Origin of the sequence: Nocardioides marmorisolisilvae (assembly GCF_003725775.1) — a bacterium.
Lineage (GTDB): Bacteria > Actinomycetota > Actinomycetes > Propionibacteriales > Nocardioidaceae > Marmoricola > Marmoricola marmorisolisilvae.
This window is the reverse complement of record NZ_RJSG01000003.1, coordinates 183,234-204,344: the sequence shown is the minus strand read 5'-3', so window position 1 is coordinate 204,344 and position 21,111 is coordinate 183,234. Positions and strand designations below refer to the sequence as shown.

Genomic DNA, 21,111 nt, shown 5'->3' with positions numbered 1-21,111 from the left:
AACTACCGTCAACATCTCTGATCACCGGATCTGGGAACCGAGATTGGCGAAGAAGTTGATGATCGGCGCAGCACCACCTGCGACCATTGCCGCCGCTCCGCAGACCAGAACTCCGGTCTTCCCGCGCGAGACGGCGTGATAGTTGCCGCCGTTACTCCCGACGGACCAAACGATCACGCTCACAAGCAGGCCGCCGAGAGCTGCGAGCAGCGCCCAGGCTGCGAGTCCATCCAGGACCTGTTGGATTTGAATGCCGCCAGGAAGCCCGTTCGAGTTCGGGTTCACGTGGACGTCGAGGGGGATCAACATGGCTGTGCTCCTTCTTCGTTGGTGTCACAGGACGTTGTGGCTGTGTAGCCACGGCAAGGGGTCGATCGGAGTGCCTTGGTCGGAGGCGGATGCGTTGGTGCGGACCTCGAGATGGAGGTGAGGGCCCGTGGTGTTGCCTGTCGCACCGGAAAGGCCGATGAGCTCGCCGGGGCTCACGTGTGATCCGACCTTGGTGCGGATCTCGCTCAGGTGGCCGTACCAGGTGGCGATTCCGTCGGCATGGAGGATTCGCACGAGCAGCCCGTAGGGCCCTGACCGGCCAGCGAAGACGACGAACCCGGTGCTCGCCGCTGAGATCGGCGTGCCGATAGGGACGGCAAAGTCTTGACCGGTGTGACAGTGGGCCCAACGGCCGCCGCACTCGCCGAAGCCGGCTGTCAACACGTACGGGGTGCGCCCCGTCGGCAGCACCCACGCGCCATGTGCGATGCACGAGCCGTCCCTGTGGGCTAGGCGCCTAACGATCTGGACGGAAAGTCCTTCCCACTTCGCGTAGTCGTCCGGGTAGGCGCTGTGCTGTACGGCCTGGGCCGCGGCCGTCAGGGGCAGAGATTGCCAGTCGACGACCTTCAGTAAGCCTTTCTGGCCGTGCCGTCCCCCGAGGAAGAACATCCTTGCCGCGGAACGCGGGTTGAGTCGCTCGGCGGCCTGACCCCACCCCGCGCGCTGTTGGAATACGCCCAAGGAGTCTCGATCGCCGAAGTTAATCGGCCGCAGCCCGGACTCCTGGAGTCCCGCCGCGATCGCGATCGCCCAGCCGCGTGGAGGGGCACCGACTGACTTACCGACGGAGATGATCGTTCGGGCTACCGCAAGCTGTTCGCGGTCCAGTCGAACGTCGGCGGCGGAATCGTCTTGGGTGCTGATGCACCCAGATGCGGCGAGAGTTAACGACGGGTTCGGGTCGGCGGGCGCCAGGACGACAACAACAGCGAACAGCATCGCTATCACCGCTAGGAGCGGCGTTGAGAACAGAACTAGTGCCTTCACAGTCCCACTCCGGTTGCGGACGAGACCTTCCAGTCGCCGTTCAGCTGTACGACTCCCACCACTACCTCGATGAAGTCAGTAACCTCCCCGAACGACGTGCGGGTCGTTCGCTCTGCTTGTATCCGGATCCTGGACGCGGAGAGGTCACTTGAGGCTCCGGTGATCCGAATCCTCGTGCTCTCGTGCCGGGACCGTAGCGCCGGCCAGTTGAGGGCGGCCCGCGAAGAGTGTTGGAGTCGCGACAGTTCTGCAGTCGTGGATAGGGGTCGGACCCTCTTTAGGAACGCGAGCTTCTCCTGCGCCAAGGCGTCGTAGGTGAAGGTCGTTCGGACGAACCGCTTGCTGACCACGACGGCCTGCTGTTGCGGATTCCCGTACGGCGTGGGGTCTACGAAACTTGGTGTCGCTGCTGGCTCCGAGCTAGGTGGTTGTGGTGCAGCGTGATCGATTGGCCCGCCGCAGGCAGCACACGCGGCAAGTGCGCTGGCTGCCACCAGTGCTCGAACTGGCATCGGGACCACCGGCCTCGGCTAGGTGAAGGGGCTGAACTCCTTCACCGTCGGCCAGTCCGACGGGAGTGCACAGGCACGCCGTCTGTTCTGTGGATAACTCAGCCATTTCGTCGCCATTGCTCGGCGAGGCCTAGGGCACTGCGCCCAGAATGACGCGGGTCAGCAAGACGGCTTTCAGGACCTGGACGACCGAGCAATGGGCAAGCTCGGCCCACTTGGGTTGACGCACCCCTGCACGACCGCGGCCGTTCCCTTCAGAGAGAACCCAGTGATTCCATCCCCAAAGAACCGGACACCGATTCGAACTCACCTGAGGCGCTGCACGAGAGCATCGGCGCCCTTCTTGGCCTCTTCCCGAATGACCTGTGACAACGAGTTCGCACCCGACCAACCCAGTTTCATCTGATACCTGACCGAACCGTCCTCGAGCACTTCCCCTATGTTCCCTTGGGCCTCGAGATCCTGAAGGTCCGTGCTCATGGAGACGAGTGTTCCCAGGTCCTGGTAGGCGTTGACCATCCTGGCCAGGGCATCCTCCAAGAGCGGAAGATTCACGGTGCTGCCGGCATCTGCCCACGGGTCGAACGTAGGGTCCAAGGACGCATGCCCCGCCCACTTGTTTCGCAGGTGACGAACGTACTTGAGGGACAGCACGTTGTTCGCGTTCGTCATCGACACGATGTAACTGAGGAGCTCGAGAGCTGTCTGGGTCTCGTCGTCCGGTGCCACTTGAAGACGTGTGGTCAGGTCCCGCTTGAGTGCGTCCAAAGCATCTGGCAGCGACGCGGTCCGGCCGGTGGTCACGTCGATGGTGGTAGCGATGCCGATGATTGCTTGCTTGAGCAGGGTCGTCCTGACCGACTCGATGGCGTAACTAAGCCCGGCAGGCTGATCACCTGCGATTGCGGCCAACCCAGGAGCAGCTTGCTTAGCGAAGTAGTACGAGTACACCGCTTCACTCAGCAAGTTGAGGAGGCTTTGATCCACCCGCTCAGCCGGGAGCACCGAGCCGACCTGGGCGTTCAATGGACCCTTCTCCATCGGTTCACCGACCACCGTTGGCAGGTCCTCAGGGCCGAACTCGGACGCAAAGGCTCTCATCTTCATGCGTGAAACACTAGAGACCCCGGGCGCGGTGTCGCGCCCGTTCTCTCACCAGGGAGGTGGAAGCCGTGACCACTCCACCCACACCCCTGTTCCCCGATCGCGCCCGGGCCGAGAACCGGAGTCGACGCGTCGGGGACCGATGTGTGAGTACCTCGACTCATCCGTCGCCCAGCGAGAGTCCCGGATCCAGGACCAGTTGAACCAGATGACCGCAGCAATCCCGACCGCACACCAAAGCGAACTCATCTCACGACTCCGTGACACGGACGACCGACGAGCAAAGGACGCACTCACCGAACTAGTAGTCCACGAAGGACTGCTCCAAGCGGGCCGCACCGACATCGAGGTCGCACCGACAACGGCAGAGGGAGCGACCGATTACCGCTTGACCGACCTCGGGCTCCACCTTGAGGTGACACGGGCTGGGGTCAGCGACCAGAAACACGGCGAGCAACGCCGCCGGCTCCAGGTGCTGCAGGGCCTGAACCAGGTGAACTGCGGCCGCTTCTCCCTCCGCGCCGCCATCCACGGCGCCAAGGGCACACCCTCAGTCAAGACCGTTCGAGCCGACATCGAAACCTGGATCGCGACCCTGGACCCGGTCGCAGAGCGAACCAAGCTCGAAACGGACCAGTGGTACGAACCCCCGTCACAGGCATTCACTTTCGACGACTGGAAGGTCACCATCTCTGCCACACCACTTCGAGCGGACGCCGAAACCGAACCGGTCCTTTCCACGATTCTGGAAACCCTCGACATCAAGAGCGTGTCAGCTGAGTCCGTCAAGAATACCCTGAAGAAGAAGCGCACCCAGCACGCCGCTCTGACCGAGCCGCTCCTCATCGTCATCGACGTCTCCGCCGGCCATCTTTCGGACGCGCAAGTAGCCGACGCGCTCTATGGCCGACGCCCACTCATCGGCTGGGACCCGCCCCGCGAAACTGGCCTCTGGAACGTTCCCGAGCGAACGCAGACGCCGACCGAGCCACCAGGAACTGGGCCCGACATCGTCGGTGTAATGGTCTTGGACCACCTTCACTTCACCGGACTCGACGCTGTCGAAGCAACCCTGTGGCTCCCACCCGACTCACCCTCACCACTCCCGGACAGCCGTTGGCGCACAGCTAGATGCGACCCGAAAGCACAGTGGCATCGCCCAGAGTGCCGATGACGGCAATCCGAAACGAGACCACGCGCCTCATGTCAACCTCGCGTTCGCTCGCACGGCGAGCCCGCCGCGCCAACCTTCGAACGCCTGCGACGCGGTTGAGGTGCAGAGGGCTTCGCCGGCTCCAACCCCACTGCATTCGATCGTTTGGCCGAGCACGAGCTCGTCGACAATGCCTGGACTCTGTCGTCCGCGAACTGCGATGTAGTCATATCGGCGTCCCTGCCACTCCAGGCTGTTCGAGAGGCGCACCAAGATGGTTTCGACGCTCGCACCCGAGACGAACGAGTCAACGCTGATGACCTCGCACTCGAGGACCTGTGATAGCTCGAAGGGGTCGGAGATCTCCAGCCTGAGCGTGGTGCCCGGATTCAGTCCCATACGCACACCACCCGGCATTGGACCGGCCCGGTCGCTGTTCGCTCGAGCCCCCCGCCCGGCATGTTGAAGTCGGAATGAACCGTCTTCGGCGACGAGAAGAAACCTCGGGGAACCTCGAGTTGGACCCGTACCTCGGGGGTCTGAGGCAGCGCCAGTCGTTGTCTAGCGCGTAGTGGATCATGGTTGGCAAAGTCGGTGACGTAGTGGGTTCCGTCTCGGCCGCCGCGAACCAAACCGGTCGATCTGGTGGCATCGAGTTCAGCTTGGGACATCCAGCGCTGAACCAGCTCGGTCTCAGACTTTGCGGCCCTACCAAGTCGGGCATAAGCGCCGATACCCGTGGCTCCGAGCGCGGCCAAACCGGCTGCAGTCAGGACCGCGGTTCCGCAAGAGCCCTTGCCTGAAACGCAAACGGTGTATGCCTCGTACAGCGCGATCCCGGCTGTGGCGATCGCCCCGATCGGGCCTGGGGTGAAGCTCAACAGTGTGCCAGCGACCGGGAGTACCTTCTGCCCGTAGTACTGCAGGCCAGACCCGTAGCCTTCACCGAACAGGCCTGACGGATCGCCTTCGACCATCGGATTGTCGTCGGCGTAGGAGTACGCATTCGCCGAGGCTGTGGCCACCATGTCGGGGGCCAGGAATCTTCCACTGGCCGGGTCGTACTGGCGGGCACGGAGGTGCTGCAGGCCGGTGGTGTCGGAGTATTGCCCGGAGAACCCGAGGGGGCTGCCCGACGTGCCGGTGGAGGAGCGCGATAGACCGTACGGCTCATAGCTCGCTGCATAGGTGGTCGTGCCGCCTGAATCGGTGAGCGCCCGTACCGAGCCTTGGGAATCGGCGTGAACGCTGCTGAGGGCACCAGCTCCAGAGGTGATCGAAACCAGACCTAGCCCGTAGGTGTATTCGCGTTGGGTGCCGGAGGACGTGGTCTCGTCGAGCAGGTTGTAGGACTGCGGATCCCAGAGATAGTTGAGGGTCGACCCCGATTTGGTGCTGGTCAGCCTGCGGCCGTCGCCGTCGTAGGCGTAGGTTGTGCCGTCCGAGTCTGTGACGACTCGGCCGGCCAGGTTGTAGGTGTACGTGTTACTCCCAACCTGGGTGACCTGACCCCGACCGTCGTAGGTGTAGCCGACGCTGGGCCCGCTCGGCGGCGTGACCGTCGTCAGCCGACCGGTCGTGCTGTTGTAGGTGTAGGTGTAGGTGCCGCTGGGGCGGGCCTCGGACAACCGGTTCCCGAGCGCGTCGTAGGTCCAGCCGACGTAGTCGGTTGAGCCCGTGCAGGTCGTCGTGCCGAAGCAGGTCTTCGTCAGGCGGTCTAGAACGTCGTAGGTGTAAGAGTCGGAACTGCCGCCGTTGTGCGTGATCCGCGTGGGGTTGTCGGTGTTGTCCAAGAAGTAAGAGTCGTCCAGCAGCACCGCGCCACTGGACATCACGTCCTGCAATCTCGTGACCCTGTCGGCGTCGTCGTAGGTGTAGGTGCGCGTGGAGGCTCCGAGCCCGACGCCTGTGACCGCGGTGGCTGGCAGCCCGTCATCTGTCCAGGTGTAGGTACCTTGCGTCGTGTAGGTCGAACCCCCCGACGGCTTCGTGGCGACCGTCGAGATGTTCCGGTCCAGGTCGTAGGTGTACCTTGCCTTCGTCCCGGTGGGATAGGTGACCTCGCTCAGCGACCCGTCGCCCAGGTAGGTGTAACTGGTCGCGGCGGTGCCGGCGCGCTGAACGCTCGCAACCTGATTAAGTCGATCGTAGGCGTAGGTGACGGTTCCGGAGCCGTCGGTCATCGATGACCGATTCCCAGTTGAGTCGTACCTGTAGCTGACGTCAGCGGTCGATGAACCGGGATAGTCGACGTAGTCCAATCGCCCGGCGGTGTCGTACGACAGCGTCGTCGTGAGTGCGTCCGGCGTTGTCACGGTCTGGATTTGGCCGAGCTTGGTCCGGGTGTAGGACGTCGAGCCGGTCGGGCTGGTGGTACTGCTGACCTCGTTGTCACCGTTGTAGGCCGTGGTGGTGATCCGCCCGGCCGGGTCGGTCACCTTGTTCTGGTTTCCGTTCGCGTCGTACTCGTACAGCACGGGCAGCGCCGACGTATCCGGGCTGGTCACCTTGACGATGTGCCCTGCCGCGTCGTAGTCGAGCACGGTGGTTCGGCTCTTCGCATCGGTCGACGATGTCAGCCATCCGGCCGAGTTGTAGGCGTTGGACGTCGTTGTGCGGTTAAGCGGATCGACGGCGGTCAGCAGTCGTCCGACTTGGTCATAGGTGTAGTTCGTTGTCTTGGTCCGGGGCGTGGTGGTCGAACCAAGGAGTCCGTGGCCGCTAGCGCCACCGAGGTAGGAGTAGGTGGTCGTCTTGCCGCCGGGGGTTGTCACCGTGGCAAGGTCACCGGACGCGGTGTAGGTGTAGCCGGTCGTGTGCCCGAGCGCGTCGGTGGCGGTGTTCAAGGTCCCGTTCGCGTTGTAGGTGAAGGACTCCTCGATGAGCGGCGCTCCAGGGTCCGTTGGCCGCGTGATCTTCGTCAGATCCCCGGCGCTGTTGTATGCCATCAGCGTGACGATGTGCCGAGAGTCGACTGTTCGGGTTGGGAGGTCGAGGCTGTTGTACTCGGTCGAGATCGTGCCGAGCGGGCCGGAGGACCCGATCACGTTCCCCCGCTCGTCGTAGTCCAGGGTCGTAATGGCCTTGTTGGGGTCGACGAAACTCGTCACTTGGAGGTTGGCGTCGCGGGTGTACTTCCAGGTGCGACCCTCGGGGTCGGTCCGCTTGAGGAGGGTCGTTCCGGAGTAGACGTCGGTCCATGGGTTGCCGCGCGGATCGGTCATGACCGCCGTCTGCGTGGTCGGATTCCACGCGAAGGTGCTGTGGTTGTTCAGCGCGTCCCACTGATCGGTGACACGACCGCTGGAGACGTCGTAGGCGAGTGTCATGACGACGTGGCCAAGCGGGTCGGTAGTCGAGGCGAGGCGGCGTTGCGCGTTGTAGGTGTAGCGCGTGGTGGCGCCGTTCTGGTCGGTGACGCTGCTGAGTTGCTCGTTGGTGTAGCCGTAAACAACGGACTTGTCGTCTGCGGTTCCGGTGGCGCCTGGTTGGAAAACCTTGGTCAGGCGGTCACCGGTATAGGTAAAGGTGAGTTGACGTGCGCCGTTGCTCGCGGAGGCGAGATGGCCGGTGGCGTCGTAAGTGAGCGCCACCGCGTTTGTGTGCCTGTCGCTGATCTGGGTTAGGCGCCCGTACTGCTCGAACCGGTAGGTCAGACCTGGCTTGGTCTTGATCAGGTAGTCGGTGCCGTCTCGTTCGAGGTCGGCGGTCACGCCTGCGGTCGGTGTGAAGGTGTTCCCGGACCTTCCAAATTCTAGGACTTGACCGTCGCCCGCGGAGAACCGGACGAGAGCCGATGACGGGAAGCTCAGGTGTTCGTCGTATCCGAAGCTCCATCCGACGCCGAACGAGCCGGTGGCAGTCCCGAGTGAGTTGTAGCTGCGAGTCGCGACGACGTCCAGCCCTACTGAGGGCTCGACGGCGTCGGTGTGCTGTTCGAAGTAGGAGCCGGTGGCGGAGTTGACGGGATCCGCTTGGGTGCCGGTCGGCGTGTAGGCATACTCGCCGTTACCTGATCCCAGGAGTGCGTCGGGGCTCATGTTGGGCATGGCTGCCGGGTTGGACTCGAGTCCTGGATTCAGCCAAGCCGGTGGAGCTTCCAGGGCCGGCAGAACCGCGAGCGCGTACTTGTGGTCCGTGTATGTGTTGATTCCGACGCACTCGGTGAAGTTCGAGCCGGCGTTCTTGTACGCGGGATAGTTGACCCCAGGGCCGTACCAGCAGGCGGGCGGCGAGAGCAGAACGTGGCCCCACCAGTTGTTCGACAGATCTTCGGGCTGGTCGAAGAACTGGTTGTTCTCTCCTAGCCATCCATGAAGGATCGCGTTGCCTTCGAAGTTGATCTTGTCGCGAGGGTAGAGCGGCTGGCCGAACCCGTCGATGTTGAGCGTGATCGGACCGAAGAACCAGTTGTCGACGAAACTTAGGTGGTATCCGGTCGTTGAGGTCGACAGGGAATCGACGTTGCCGTGGTTGGGGTCCTGAAAGACGTTGCCGTAAAAGGTTCCCGCCCCGACTTGCGACAGCGCACATCCTGAAGTGTTCGGACCGAACCTGGAGAACCGAACGGTAAGTGAGTTGAGCTCGGGGTCGGGACCCGGGTTCATGATCGCGTTCTCGGCAAGCGCGGAGAACTCCGAGTGCTCGATGCGCACCCGGCTGAGCGAGCTAAGACTGATCAGTGAGTTGCCGGCGAAGCACGGACTACCTGAGGTGTCTCCGGCGCCGTAGCGGAAGGAAACATTCTTGAGAACACTGTCACCTCGAGTCTTGACGCTTTCGCGATCGAGGCCCAGGCTCGGAAGGGTGGGGTTCCAGAATCCGATGGCTCGACCGTAATCACCAGGGGTGGGCAACGAAGTCGTACCGTCTCCGTTGCTGTCGCCGCCGACTGAGTCGTCCTTGTAGGAGGTGAACACGATCGGGTCAGCCAAAGTGCCTTCGGCAGAGATCAAGCCGTAGACGTCAATGGGGTTGATGACCTTGACGACGACTCCTGGCTCAAGCGTCAACGTTGCCCCAGAGGCGACGGTTACCGGACGCGAGAGCACGTAGGGAGAGTTGGCCTTGGTCCAAGTGGTGTCTGTCGAGATGGTCAGGTCGCTGCTGATCACCGTGCCACCACTTGCGGCGGCTGTGACACTCAACCCTGTCCAGGGTGACCAGGTCGTGCTGGAGCTGTCCGCGGCTCCCGTCCTGAACTCGTAGGTGGTCGACGGACTGAGAACGCCTGGGCCCACCCGGATTGCGTTCTGTCCCGAGGACGGCGTGGGGCCTACGGAGAGGTCGGCGAGGTTCCCGCCGCCCCCAGTCGGGCGGATTTGAAGCCGGTAGGTGAGATCTGCACCCTCGGGGTCAGAGGCCTGCATCAGGAACTCAGGAGTCGTGCTCGACGTGGTGAAGCTGGAACACGCACCAACGCAGGGTGAAAGCGTCACTCCGTTGGGCGCGGATGGCGCCAGGTTATTGGTCAGCGTGACGACAACACCGGCCGTGCACCGCGAGGTTCCGCCGGAGTAGTTGAAGCAGGTTCTGGTCTCGATGTCGGACGGGTCGGCGATCCCCGGCTCATCCTTGGCAGACCAGGTCAAGGTTGGGGTTTTCGCGATCGCGCCCGTACTTGTGACGGTTCCGGACCAGGCTGTACCGCCCGCTGTTACTTGCGTTGCGTTGGTCCAGGTGGACCCGCCGCTGGGGCGCCATTGGAGCGCTCCGCTCGTGGCCGCAGCCTTGGAGCCTGCCGCGACTGCGAAGCTGGTCTTGCTGAACGTGCCCGGGGTCGGGCTCAGCAGTCGGCCCGCGCCCGTTCCGGTCGTGAAGGAGGTAGTGGCCTGGTTGCCAGCCAGGTCCTGCGCTGTCACACCAAGCTCGAACACGTCGTCGGTTGCTATGTCGAACGACTTCGCAGTTGACCCTCCGGACAGCGGGGGCATCGTGACCTGATTGCCGTTGAGGGTCACCGAAACGGCGGTGGCGTCACCTGACGTCGTCACCGTGCAGGTCGTGGAGGCTGCCGGCCGAGTGTCGTACCAGGTGCCGTTGGTGTAGCTCGGGCAGGTCACCCCGGGGCTAGGTGGTGCTGCGAGATCGACCAGGACGTTTTGGACGGTCGACCAGGGCGATGTGAGGCTTGCGTCCTTGGCCCGCCAATAGGCTTTGTAGGTGCTCCCGTTGGTCAGGTTTGTCGGCACCTGATGGGTCACCGTTGAGCCTGAAGGCACGATCGGGCTGGTCCAGCTGTCCACCACGGTGCCGAGAATGCCTTGGCGGAGCTCGAAATCGCCGCTGACCGGGGAGCCATCGGGGTCGGAGAGAACTGCAGAAAACTCCGGCCGCGCAGCGTTCGTCACTTGGTTTGTCCCGCTCGTCACGCTCGGGTTCACCACCGAGGGCGCAGGTGTTGATGGCGGGAAGTTGTAGGTGACGACCAGTTTCGGCGCCTTGCTCGGGTCTCCGTTCTCCATCGAGCGCAGCTTGCGGTAGCCGGTTGCGTTCGACTCGGTATCGGCCTTGAGCTGCACGCCGTAGTTCTGGGTCGGATTCGCCAGCCAGTAACTCACGATGGCACTGGCATCCCAAGTCATCGGGCCTTCAGCCGCGCAGGGAGAGCTTGCGCCGTGCGACTCGTTGGTTGTTGTCGAGTCGGTAGCAGTGGTCGTCGGCTGCGTCGACCACGTCATCGTGGCGACGTTGTAAGAACTTGTAACTCGCGACATGCGCACCGCACTCGCGCTGCAGGTCGAGGCGTCGAAGTTGGACACGACCAGATTCGCCGAAACGGCCGCACCAGACAGACCAGCCAGGGACGACAGGTCGAACGTCAAATAGGAACGATCTTTGTTGAAGCCAAGATTCACCGATCCGATCCGGAGTTCACCACTATTGATCTGACTCGTGTTCGGGCTGACATTATCCAGCCACGTGTCGGCACTGACATTTGGATAGACAGTCGGGTCCACCGTGACCGGGTAGGTCGTCTGCGGGTCCTGAAGGAAGCCCATGTCCGGCTTTAACACCAACGTGCGCGACATCCCGGCCCCCTCAACGGAGGCCTCCACCGCATGCCGTTCGCCGTCCACCGACGCGTTGGCCGCATCCCACATGACCGGCGCGGTCAAAGTCGCCAAGGTCGTGGATCCATCGCGGAAAACAATCGATCCGTCATCCTGGACCTGCGCTGTGCCACCTGCAAAGGTCAGCGGGATTCGGTACACAATCGGTGCCGCATCGGCGGCAGGCGCCTGATCCAGCACGATCGAGTAGTTGAAGCCACTCACTAGCGACGAAACCACCAGGTCGGTGTGGCTGGCCACGTCAGAGTAGATCAGCTGATCATCATCAACCTCCGGTGCAGGCAGACTCGTCGGCCAGCCAACTGTCACCGAGGAGCCGTCGCCGGTATCCACGGACCCAATCGTCTTGTCACCACCATCCGAGTAACTCGCATCGAAGGCAGTGGCAACAGGCTCGAAAGCCCCCGCCTCTTTCTCCAGACTTGGATCGATGGCAACCCACTTGCCCTGGTCGTCCTTGGAACGGACGACACCCGAGTACAGCTCGGTCGTCCAGGTCCCATCCGGATTCGCGTAGGTAGCCGTCGACGCCGTAGCACGCGACGCGTCCTCGACCCGCGAACCTCGAGCCATTGCAGCCGCCATCGCAGCATCTTGATCCTCCGCAACGGTCGGGCCGTCGGCATTAGAAGCAGCAGTGCTCGACATCGGCGCGAGGAACGAACCCACAGGCACAGACGCCGCAGCCGGTCCCCCCAGCGCGCCCAGGAGTGAGAGAACAACGCCGGCAGCAACTACCTGGAACCAAGTACGACTCGACACGTGCACCTCCGACAACCCGAAAAGAGCGCAGCATTCAAATCCACAAAAGAGAGGGCGCAAGATCTACCAGTTCGGATGGCGCCGTGTCACTGCTATCTAGACCAACGAGGATCGCAAGTCGCCCGCTAGTCCGACCAAGGGGTTACCCGGTAACTCAGGTGGGTCGTCACCTGGCCAAGCCAAACCTCCAATCAGCCCCGAGGCTTACGCAACGGGCTGGTGAGACCCATTGTGGTCTCTTGGCCATCTGGCGCTCTCAACTCTCTGGTAGTCAACCCCAATTTCGACAAGGTCTGGCTCACTGATGGGTGCGACGCTCGCTGAATCGACCGCCAGAGCCCTGGCTCGCTAGTCGAGCATGACCTGGCAATAGAGAGCGTGAGAGATCCACCGCTTGAGCAGCGAGTGGCATCCATGTGCGTCTTGCCGTCGGCGATCTTGCGGGCTCTGATCGACCCGATTGTCGAGTTACGCGCTGACCACGACGTGATCAGTAAGGCGAATCAGGTACGGGGCGACTAGGTCTGCCACGAAGGTCACCTGGTAGCTCTTGCGGCCGGAACCGAGCGCGCAGGCGACCCGCCGCACTACGGACGTTACCTGAGATGCGCCCACTCGGGAGCCTGATCGAAGGTTGACGACGTGCGCAGCTTCAAACCCTTCTTCAGCGCTTCGAGTACCACCATCAAATAGTGGTTCAACGCTTCGGCATACCAGGGCGTAGTGGGCGCGGCCGGAGTTTGAGAGTCGACTCGTCACTCGTGAATGCTCGGGCAGCTCTACTTCGGTCCCATCCATGCCTACGCCGCGGCGCCACATGCCGACCGCGGGCGGGGCGATGTCTTTGGCGGCTGGCCGAGAGAGCATCGGAGTGAACACCACCCGCGGCGTCGACGTCTCTTCCAGAAGATGCTCGATCGACGGGCCGATCGCGTTGCCAATCCCCCACAGGAACACGCCGCCATTGAGATTCCGCTCGGCTTCCTTACGTCGCAAGATTGTCTCTGCAGTCTCGCCGGCCTCTGTCCCGTACTTTGTCCAGCAGAACATCGGCGGGAGCCCCATCGGCGTATCTACCTCGAATTCTTGCCGCATATCTGGACAATAGATCACAGTCGCTTCCCGATTTGGGACGGGGCCCACGCGTGTTCCCCCGGCCATAGGAGGCATCCAGTGGTGCAATCTCCAGAGCAACTTCGGGTTGAGTTACGGCGTGCCGGAATCGCGAACGCAGCCATCGATGCCGCTTGGCCGCAGTGGTGGAGTTCTGAAGCTGAGGGATCGCTGTCCGCTACGGCTGAACTGACGTTCACCGTCGCGCGGCGTCTGGGCCTTTCGCCCCGAGCGCTTCTCGAAGGCGAGGCGCGCTTCGTTTGGCGCGACGAGACGAAGTTCAAGCATCTAACGTCCGCCATGACCGAGGAACAGGCTGCGTTGTCTTCCTTCGGTCGGGCTGTTGGCGGCGCGCTCATGCAAGGCGTCCCAAGCGTCCAGCATCAACGATTTGCGTCGCATGAGATTCGAGAGTCGATTCTCGCCTCGAGCCCGGTTGTGGACGCGGACTCGTTGCTAGTCGTTTGCTGGGGTCTGGGAATCCCAGTGGCCCAGCTCAGGGTGTTCCCGCTCAACGCGAAGCGGATGCACGCGATGTCTGTTGGCATCGATGATCGGGCCGCAATCTTGCTCGCGAGGTCGGAGTCTTACCTCGCTCCAACTGCGTTCACTGTTGCCCACGAGTTGGCGCACATAATGCTCGGGCACGTCGATGGTGGGGAAGCGGTTGTGGACATGGAGGACCCACTGCAATCGGCGGACGACGGCGACGATGAAGAGGCCGCCGCGGACGAGTACGCCCTCGAGTTATTGACCGGCCAATCCAACCCCAGCGTCGTTGCTGACACCGAGCGATTCTCTGCGAGCCAACTGGCTGACGCGGTCATGGCGCAGGGACCTCAGCTCCAGATCGATCCGGGTGTCCTCGCGCTTTGCGCAGGTCACGCCACCCAGAAGTGGGACAAGGCATACGGGGCGTTGAAGATCATTCCGCCGGGCAACCAGGACGTGTCCTCGTACATCAACGAACTCGTTCATCGTGAAGTCGATTGGGCTTCTGTTGCAGATGACGTTCAGGACTATCTCTACGCAGTTCTCGGGATCGCTGATGCCGATGTGTGAGTTGCTCGTAGATACCGACGTGCTCATCAAGCTCGCGGCCTACGGGCTCCTCGAAGCCATCGCCCATCCCGGATGCGAGACCGACTGCGATCGGCGGACAGGGCTTATCGGTGCTGCAAAGTTCACGTCAAGGCGAGCCCTCAAGCGAAAGGCGTCGGATCCCGCCGCAGCGACTGCTCACCTCGATGCATTCGTCAATCGCGCTGCGGTTCTTGAGCCGACCGAGGCAGAGATCGCACTCGCAGCGGAGTTGGAGGAAGCCGCGGCTATGTCCGGGGGGTCGCTCGATGTCGGAGAGAGTCAGTTGTGTGCGATCGCCATTAGCCGGGGCTGGCCGACGATTCTGACGGGTGACAAACGCGCAGTGATTGCGGCGGAGCAGCTGATCGGTCCGATTGAGCTGATGGGCAGACTGAACGAGCGGATCGCTTGCCTCGAGCAGGCGTTCGTTCTCATCACCGAACGTCTCGGGGTTAGCTCGACTCGGGCCGTGGTCATTGCCCAGCCCGCAGTCGACACCGCGTTGAGCATCTGTTTCCAGTTCACCAATCCGGCCGTTGCGGCCGACTTCTACCCTCACGGTCTGCGCAGCTACATCGAAGACCTACGGAAAGCTGCGCCGACGGTCCTTCTTCCTGGGCTGATGCTCCGGCTGGTTCAGTAGCGCAGGAAGACCGCGTACGGATCTGCCAACATCGCCTGGAAGCCGATCTCGATCGTTTGGGCTTCACCCTCCGGCGCTTCGACGACTTCGAGGCACGCCTTGTCGACGCGGGCCTTGATGTAGTTCGTTCCAACCTTGCCCCGACTTGGTCCGAGCGCAACCCGAGTTTTCGAGAGATCGAGGTCGAACGAGGCCGGTTCGAGTGAGTCGATAAGCAGTGCATGTCGTGAGCCAACGCAGTTGATACCAGAAGGGACGTCCGTCCAGGTAATGCCATCTGGGGAGTATTGCTTCGCCCTAATCGGGTCGGCGAAGTGGTTAGACACCATGGGGTGCATCGCTAGGACGATCGGGCCAGTCGTCGAAAGTGCGAAGGGTTGGACCATCCTCGTCGGGTGGCAGGTGTTCCCGCCATAGCCCCAAAAAGCGAAGCCCTCATCCCGGATCTCGGCTCGCTTTCGTTCGATGATCGACTCAAGGGACTCGCTGGCGTGGATCCCGATCTTCATGAACAAGACCTTGTCGCCGGGTTCGATGGCCATTAGTCCTGCCCTTCCAAGAGTTCGAACTCGTACTCAGACTCATTGGCCTTGCCGTAGTCCAAGCGTCGTGTTTCGCGAACGTACCTCACGTACGGGCTCGCAGACTTGCCATAAAAGTGCTCGAGCACCTCGGCGTCACGGATTGCTTCACTGGCCGGCGCGCGACCGCTCCCAGGCAGCGAGGAGATGATCAGGTTGCACGATTTGAGGTCCGGTGCATCGTCCAGGTGGTACGAGTGCAGCTGCGGCATCATCCGGCTGACGAAGAAGTCATTCTCGATCGCGAACTCCTGCACGCTGTGCAGGACCTGCTTGGGCCAAGCAAGGTCCGAATCATCAGCGATGACGATTGCGCCTTCGCCTTCGAAATGAAGTGCCTCCATTCCGCGCTGTGTGAAGACCTTCACGCTCTCGCCGTCATTGCTCGCACCCCACGGAGGGTTCGTGTAAAAGCAGTCAAACGGTTCTGCATCCGGGAACGCGTCTAGGCAGTTGTAGAGAACTGCGTCGAGATTCTCGATCCCCTCGTGTTCCGCGAACCGGTGGATACCCCGGACGATCCGTTCGTCGAAGTCGAACACCGTGATGTGTCGGGGTCCGGTACCCAGGATTTCCTTTGCCGAGAAGTACGCGGTGCACACACTGATGGCGTCGCCGTCTCCGATGAATGCAAGGCGTTTCCCATCTGCCCATCGGGAGACAAACTCGCTCTGCATAACCATGTCGCCGGTCTTCATATAGATCTGGTCAAACTCACGGAGGGGCCGTGGGCGGTTCTGCACCACGTCCGACACCGCATTGATTGCGGCCTTCAGGTCGATGTCGTTCGCCACAAGGCACTCATCTCTTTGGGTTCTTCCCCGCCCGGACAACGTACCTGCGGATTGCCCTGGTGCTCCGAAGATCGGTTGCCGAGGTCGTGGGTGTCGCTCGCGGGAGTGCGCGCTTGCGTTCCCGAGGAAACGATCGGATCAGAAGTCCGATGCTGTTCGGCTTCACAGCGAGCGCAACTCGACCAGCGTCATGTCGCCGCGTTCGATGGCTCAGGGAATCTGCCACGAAAGTATCGATTGGTCCGACGATCGCGTAGGCCGCCGAGTGCGCTGCCGACAGCAAAGAGGCCGGCCTCCGCTTCCCGGTGGTAGTTGGGACGGCGAGGTGGGCATCGCTACTACGAGCTGGGCAGTCCCCTCTTGAGCCACGCCTCGTCACAGCGCCCGGCGGTCGCAAACCGAAATGTAGCCACACCCAACCAGGGGTGGGCAGCCCAGATGGAGCGTTCCGCCGGCGCCTAGACCGAGTCTGGCCGGACGCCGGTCCTGGCGGAGATCCTCTAGTAGCCCAGAGTGACGCGGGCCAGTCCGTCGGGGCGTATCGGAGGTGGCAACCGATACGCCCCCAACGTGTCTCGGGCTACCCCTTCGTGCACTCGATCCACCATGATCGCCGAAGTGTGCGTCGCGCAGGCCGGGTCGCTCAGGACGCTCAAGGCCTTATGTACCTGTCATCGCCATCACGCAAACACCTTCAATGGTTGTCGCAGTGACAGGGCGCGCCATCGAGTTCACCGGGTTCCACCTAGGCCGAACCGCGTGCACAAACGTCACGGGGAACTACATCTAGGGCGCGACGAACTCGGCCAGTTCACGGCGTGCCGTCATGGTTCGCGCCACCTCAAAGCACGCCGCCGCGACCTTTGGCTCGACACGCACAACCTTCTCCAACGCCACCTCGAGGAGTTCGGTGGCATCTGGGGAGAGGGCTGTCGCTTCCAGCTTCGTCCGCTCGTCGCTGGTGAGTGGCCTCGTCCGCGCGGCCAGGAGCGCCGCCGCGGCGTCAGCCACATCGGCGCTCACGTCATCGGGTGCCAGGTTCTCCAGTGCGTCGTTGAAGTACTCCCATGCTCCGACGGGGTCGGGCCTGGCCGACCGTCCAGGCTCGGGCTTGACCTGGGCCAGCAGGCGCACGTCGGGGTGGGCCGGGACCGCATCGGTGTACGCGCCGACCCCTGTCATGAGCGACGTCGCGTTCACGCGGCTGCTCGTGTCGCCAATCAACGACGCTTTGAGGGAGTCGCGAACGCGGATGCGGAGATCGTCGCGGAACTCGCTCATCCTTACGGCCAAGGAAATGAAGTCCTCGACTGGTTGTGGCGCTGGGTAGTCAATGGCGGTCATGCCGAGATCGACCAGTCTGCGCAACCACTTGGGCTTGGCCGAGGCCATGCCGTCGTCGAGCATGTCCCAGGCGAGGTAGGGCCCGACGGGGGCGATGCTCGAGAAGCGGTCAACGACACCGGCGTCTATGTTCTCGACCAGGTCGATGAGTCTCTCGTGCTGATGGTCTTGAGGTTCGGAGAAGATGCGCCCGGCGGCGAAGAGCCAGGTGTTACGCCAATGCGGGCTCGGGGCAAGTAGCTGCAGTCGTTCCAGGACGGTATCAAGGGCACCGGTCGTGAGGCGGCGCGCAGCCATCATCTCTTGCAGGGAGCGCACGTCGAACCCGTAGCCTTCGGCGCGAGGCACAAGGAGAACGAGCCGGTGGGTGGCGGCCTGGACGATACGTTCTAGGAGCCGCGAATCCTTGCCGGCAGGGTCGAACTCGTCGTCAAGGAGGACATGCCACGCGATCGCTGCCAGATCCTCCTCTGACATGGTCGCGGTGCCTCCGTCAGCCGATTCGCTGCGACGCTGGAGCTCGAGGCCGACGCGTTCGTGGAGGTCGAGGACCTGTTGACCGTGATCTCGCAATATCTCTGCGAATCGGGTGTGCTCCTTGGCTTGCTCTCGTCGGGCAACTACGTCGTAGTAGCGCCAGAACAATCGGAAACGGTCAGGATCGAGCGAACCGGCGCCCTCGGCGATGATGGACATGATCTGCACCTGAAGGGGCGTGCGGAGCAGGTGTCTCAGGTTGTCGTTCGCGGCGGCGCTACGCAGCAAGGAGTCAACACGTTCGATGCGGGCGGAGTCCGTGTGCAGACGAATCTCGGTTACCAGGTGGCCGTAAGCGAGGGCCTCCGCGGTGGTGAGGTCGGTTAGGTCCAGACGGTCGAACTGAGACTTGGACATCTCGTCCACGTACCCGGTCGGACGGGTGGTGACCAGGCAGAGCAGGTCCGCATAGTCGGCCTCGGCGTCGGCAATAAACTCGTGCACGCAGCTGATGACCCACTTGCGGACAACAGGCTCTGAAACCTCGTCGAGTCCGTCGAGAGCGATGAACCAGGGCCAGGTGGCCATCCAGTCCTTCATCTGCCACGGCTCGAGCTTGCGCGAGTAGGTCTGCGACGTCACCTGGCGGGCGATGAACGACATCAACGACTTTCGCTCGTTGTCGATGTAGCCCTTTGCGAACTCGGCCAGGTCGATCCGTATGGCCCAGCGCCGATGACTTGGAAGAGTCCGCCGAAGTTGCTTGAGCTTCTGCTCGGTGCCGTTGATGACCTCCGAATGGTCCTCGCCGAGGCTTGTCATCTCGGCCAGCATCGCCGCGCGGTAGGCCTGGACTAGGAATCGGGTGATCGTCGTCTTGCCGTTGCCGGGGGCGCCTGTGAGCACGATGTGGCGCGGCTTGTCGATGGTCGAGATCTTGGGGCTGAGTACATGCTCGCCTCGGTCGAGGGTGTACGCGATGGTGCGAGCAGCCTCACCCGTGGCGCGCACGCGGACAGGAAGGTCCACTGCAATTCGGTCTAGTGGCACCCCCGCCCCTTCGCCGCCAGCCTCGTCGAAGTAGATGTTCCTGTCTCTCACCAAGGAGTTGCGTGCGTGAACCCGAAGGGCAGGCTCGAGCTTGTCGGCGGGTAGCTCTGGGTTGAGCCGAATCAGGTCGGCAAGGACGTCGCCCGAGGTCAGGAATGCTCCGTACGCGCGGCGAACGCCGTCGTGTACGTCGAGCCAGGCATCAAGCTGGTTGCCCTCGACGACCTTCCACCTCTTCAGCGCGCTGAGCCGTTGGCGGCGAGCCCGCCGTTCGCTCGCAACGGGATCGACATCCTGACTTGTGTCGGCCAGGTCAGCGAAGAACTCCTCGATTCTGGTTCCCACGTACTCCAAGCCGCCAGCGCCGGGCTCCGGGGACAGACGTACGTTCGTGACGAACACCAGGTGCTTCGGAACCTGCGCACGGTTGGAATCTGGGTCAGCCCACGCCATCAGTTCCTTGCGAATCTCAGCCCACAGCCACTGAGCGTCGGCCTTGGAGCGTGACGGGCGCTCGTGATGCTTGACCTGGAAGACGCTGTAGCCATCCCAGGCTTCGCCGGGACTGCCGTCGGTACCCGACCACACCAGTACGCCGTTGGCCTCCATGTCGCGGCCACCGTCCTTGCCGCGACCCAGGCGCCTAACGATCGGCCCGAACTGCGCCACGGCGAGCGCGGCAGCAGCGTCCTGGAAACCAAGGGCGCTCATCCGGTCGAGGTCGTACGGCAAGTGCGCTCCTTGTCCAGTTCAAGTCCGCGGTGAGTCTCTCACGACGCGGCGCGGCCAGAGGGCTTCGGCGAGCGCGACCCGTGGGGCCGCCGGCACCGCGGGCAAGCCTCGACGGCGATGCGAGGGCAGCGGAAATCCGTTGGGTTTGGCTGTCCCGAGCGGCCTACGCTGGAGCCACGAAGCGACAGGAAGTTAACCATGAGCGTCACCGCGATCTACGAGTTGCCGGTCCCCATCTGGATCTCGACGGAGGTCCTCGGCGAGCGCATCGGCACCGGCATCGGCAACCTGACTTTCGACGTCGTGATGCCGGGCGCCGCAGGGCCGGTCGGAAGTCCTCCGCAGATCGAAGGCGTGAACGTTCCTACAACTGTCGACTCCTCGTCGGACCTCATCGTGTGGACTCAGCAGTTCGCGGCGTTCTCCTCCGACCCCGAGTCGACCGCGCTGTGCCGGATCGTCGTGCAAACGACCACCGAAGTTGGCGACCCCCTAAACCTTCCATACGAACTGGCGCGTGTAATCGACCTGTGGTTCGACGCAGTCCGAACGTGGTCCGAGGCAATGACCGGGCAGGACTTGGACCCGAACCACCGGGTGTACAGCGCTACGTCGCATGGGGCACAGCTCACGATGCTCGACCCGGAACCCACGACGGACGGGCCCCTCGCGCTCACACTGACCACGCCGCGGGTCATGCCGGTCCCGGCGCAAGCGTGGCGGAAGCTTCTCGAGCTCGTGGCTGCCGGCCACGAGCCGCCGCTGGAGGAAACCCTCAGTCGAGACTCCCGCAACGCCTACGGGCGCGGGCACTACCGTCGCTCGGTCATCGACGCAGCCTCTGCGGCCGAGATCGTTCTGCACCGCCTCATCTCGACCTCGCTCACCGCAGCCAACATGCCCAACGGCGACTACCGCAAGAAGTTAGAGAAGCTGGGCAAGCAGCCACTCGGAGAGCTCGTCGCCATTGTCGAGAAGGCCGACATCGACCTGGACGTTGACACAGCTGGCCTCCAGGAGCTTGTTGACATGCGCAACGACGCCATCCATCGGGGCATCACGCCCGGCTCGTTTCAAGCCTTCGCGCCGGTGCAGGCCGTCATGAACCTCCTCGGCCGGCACGGACAGTGGAAGCGAAACGCAGAGCAGCCCGACTTCGGCGATGGGTGGGAGATTGTCGAGGACACTGCTACCGCCTGAGCCGCAGGGATCTTCGTGGTTCGTGCGTGAGAGACACCTGGGACTTCGACGACGGCCCAGCGCTGAATCACGCTGCCCAAGTCTCAGGCCGACAGCGGTGTGCAGGCCTCATCTCGAGTCAGGACTACATCCCTGACCGTGCCGACAGCCGCGATGGTCCGATGAAGGTG

The 21,111-nt window shown here is 62.9% G+C and carries 14 protein-coding genes; 4 read left to right on the top strand and 10 right to left on the bottom strand.

Annotated features, from left to right (window positions below):
* Nucleotides 1-21: 21 nt before the first annotated feature.
* The 4 genes from EFL95_RS16440 to EFL95_RS16425 all read right to left on the bottom strand — a co-directional run bounded on the left by EFL95_RS16440 (nucleotide 22) and on the right by EFL95_RS16425 (nucleotide 2,939).
* Nucleotides 22-309, bottom strand: coding sequence for a DUF6112 family protein (locus EFL95_RS16440; protein WP_123235184.1), 288 nt, complete (start codon nucleotides 307-309; stop codon nucleotides 22-24).
* 24 nt (nucleotides 310-333) lie between these two features.
* On the bottom strand, nucleotides 334-1,272 hold the full coding sequence (locus EFL95_RS16435; protein ID WP_148045087.1) for a M23 family metallopeptidase: 939 nt from the start codon (nucleotides 1,270-1,272) through the stop codon (nucleotides 334-336).
* 44 nt (nucleotides 1,273-1,316) lie between these two features.
* Complete coding sequence (locus EFL95_RS16430; protein WP_123235182.1) at nucleotides 1,317-1,670, bottom strand: hypothetical protein; 354 nt, start codon at nucleotides 1,668-1,670, stop codon at nucleotides 1,317-1,319.
* 468 nt (nucleotides 1,671-2,138) lie between these two features.
* Nucleotides 2,139-2,939, bottom strand: a complete 801-nt coding sequence (locus EFL95_RS16425) for a hypothetical protein (RefSeq protein WP_123235181.1) — start codon at nucleotides 2,937-2,939, stop codon at nucleotides 2,139-2,141.
* A gap of 205 nt (nucleotides 2,940-3,144) precedes the next feature.
* Between EFL95_RS16425 and EFL95_RS19300 the strand changes: the two genes are divergently transcribed.
* Entirely contained in the window at nucleotides 3,145-4,110 is a 966-nt protein-coding gene (locus EFL95_RS19300; protein WP_148045086.1) for a hypothetical protein, read from the top strand.
* A gap of 27 nt (nucleotides 4,111-4,137) precedes the next feature.
* Here EFL95_RS19300 and EFL95_RS16410 read toward each other — a convergent pair whose 3' ends face one another.
* From EFL95_RS16410 to EFL95_RS19295, 3 genes are all read right to left on the bottom strand, one after another.
* Entirely contained in the window at nucleotides 4,138-4,488 is a 351-nt protein-coding gene (locus EFL95_RS16410; protein ID WP_123235178.1) for a hypothetical protein, read from the bottom strand.
* Complete coding sequence (locus EFL95_RS16405; RefSeq protein ID WP_123235177.1) at nucleotides 4,479-11,831, bottom strand: DNRLRE domain-containing protein; 7,353 nt, start codon at nucleotides 11,829-11,831, stop codon at nucleotides 4,479-4,481. Before EFL95_RS16405 ends, EFL95_RS16410 begins: the two co-directional genes overlap by 10 nt.
* A gap of 561 nt (nucleotides 11,832-12,392) precedes the next feature.
* A complete protein-coding gene (locus EFL95_RS19295; RefSeq protein ID WP_148045085.1) occupies nucleotides 12,393-13,019 on the bottom strand; it encodes a hypothetical protein in 627 nt (208 codons plus the stop codon).
* Nucleotides 13,020-13,100: 81 nt separating this feature from the next.
* Here EFL95_RS19295 and EFL95_RS16400 point away from each other — a divergent pair, with 81 nt between their 5' ends.
* Together EFL95_RS16400 and EFL95_RS16395 are read left to right on the top strand one after the other, a co-directional pair.
* A complete protein-coding gene (locus EFL95_RS16400; protein WP_148045084.1) occupies nucleotides 13,101-14,099 on the top strand; it encodes an ImmA/IrrE family metallo-endopeptidase in 999 nt (332 codons plus the stop codon).
* A gap of 19 nt (nucleotides 14,100-14,118) precedes the next feature.
* A complete protein-coding gene (locus tag EFL95_RS16395; protein WP_148045083.1) occupies nucleotides 14,119-14,763 on the top strand; it encodes a hypothetical protein in 645 nt (214 codons plus the stop codon).
* On the opposite strand, the gene EFL95_RS16390 is transcribed toward EFL95_RS16395, so the two are convergent.
* From EFL95_RS16390 to EFL95_RS16380, 3 genes are all read right to left on the bottom strand, one after another.
* A complete protein-coding gene (locus EFL95_RS16390; protein WP_123235174.1) occupies nucleotides 14,757-15,305 on the bottom strand; it encodes a hypothetical protein in 549 nt (182 codons plus the stop codon). The two genes, EFL95_RS16395 and EFL95_RS16390, sit on opposite strands and share 7 nt — an antisense overlap.
* Nucleotides 15,305-16,138: a bis-aminopropyl spermidine synthase family protein gene (locus EFL95_RS16385; protein ID WP_123235173.1), complete on the bottom strand. Its 834-nt coding sequence runs from the start codon at nucleotides 16,136-16,138 to the stop codon at nucleotides 15,305-15,307. Before EFL95_RS16385 ends, EFL95_RS16390 begins: the two co-directional genes overlap by 1 nt.
* 786 nt (nucleotides 16,139-16,924) lie before the next feature.
* Entirely contained in the window at nucleotides 16,925-19,741 is a 2,817-nt protein-coding gene (locus EFL95_RS16380) for an NACHT domain-containing protein (RefSeq protein WP_123235172.1), read from the bottom strand.
* Nucleotides 19,742-19,939: 198 nt separating this feature from the next.
* On the opposite strand from EFL95_RS16380, the gene EFL95_RS16375 reads away from it, so the two are divergent.
* On the top strand, nucleotides 19,940-20,941 hold the full coding sequence (locus EFL95_RS16375) for a hypothetical protein (protein WP_123235171.1): 1,002 nt from the start codon (nucleotides 19,940-19,942) through the stop codon (nucleotides 20,939-20,941).
* The last annotated feature ends 170 nt before the right edge of the window (nucleotides 20,942-21,111 follow it).

What these genes read in the sequence shown, in the direction of transcription:
- EFL95_RS16440 (WP_123235184.1), bottom strand. Translation starts at nt 309, where the DNA reads ATGTTGATCCCCCTCGACGTCCACGTGAACCCGAACTCGAACGGGCTT.
- EFL95_RS16435 (WP_148045087.1), bottom strand. Translation starts at nt 1,272, where the DNA reads ATGCTGTTCGCTGTTGTTGTCGTCCTGGCGCCCGCCGACCCGAACCCG.
- EFL95_RS16425 (WP_123235181.1), bottom strand. Translation starts at nt 2,939, where the DNA reads ATGAAGATGAGAGCCTTTGCGTCCGAGTTCGGCCCTGAGGACCTGCCA.
- EFL95_RS19300 (WP_148045086.1), top strand. Translation starts at nt 3,145, where the DNA reads ATGACCGCAGCAATCCCGACCGCACACCAAAGCGAACTCATCTCACGA.
- EFL95_RS16410 (WP_123235178.1), bottom strand. Translation starts at nt 4,488, where the DNA reads ATGGGACTGAATCCGGGCACCACGCTCAGGCTGGAGATCTCCGACCCC.
- EFL95_RS19295 (WP_148045085.1), bottom strand. Translation starts at nt 13,019, where the DNA reads ATGCGGCAAGAATTCGAGGTAGATACGCCGATGGGGCTCCCGCCGATG.
- EFL95_RS16390 (WP_123235174.1), bottom strand. Translation starts at nt 15,305, where the DNA reads ATGGCCATCGAACCCGGCGACAAGGTCTTGTTCATGAAGATCGGGATC.
- EFL95_RS16375 (WP_123235171.1), top strand. Translation starts at nt 19,940, where the DNA reads ATGAGCGTCACCGCGATCTACGAGTTGCCGGTCCCCATCTGGATCTCG.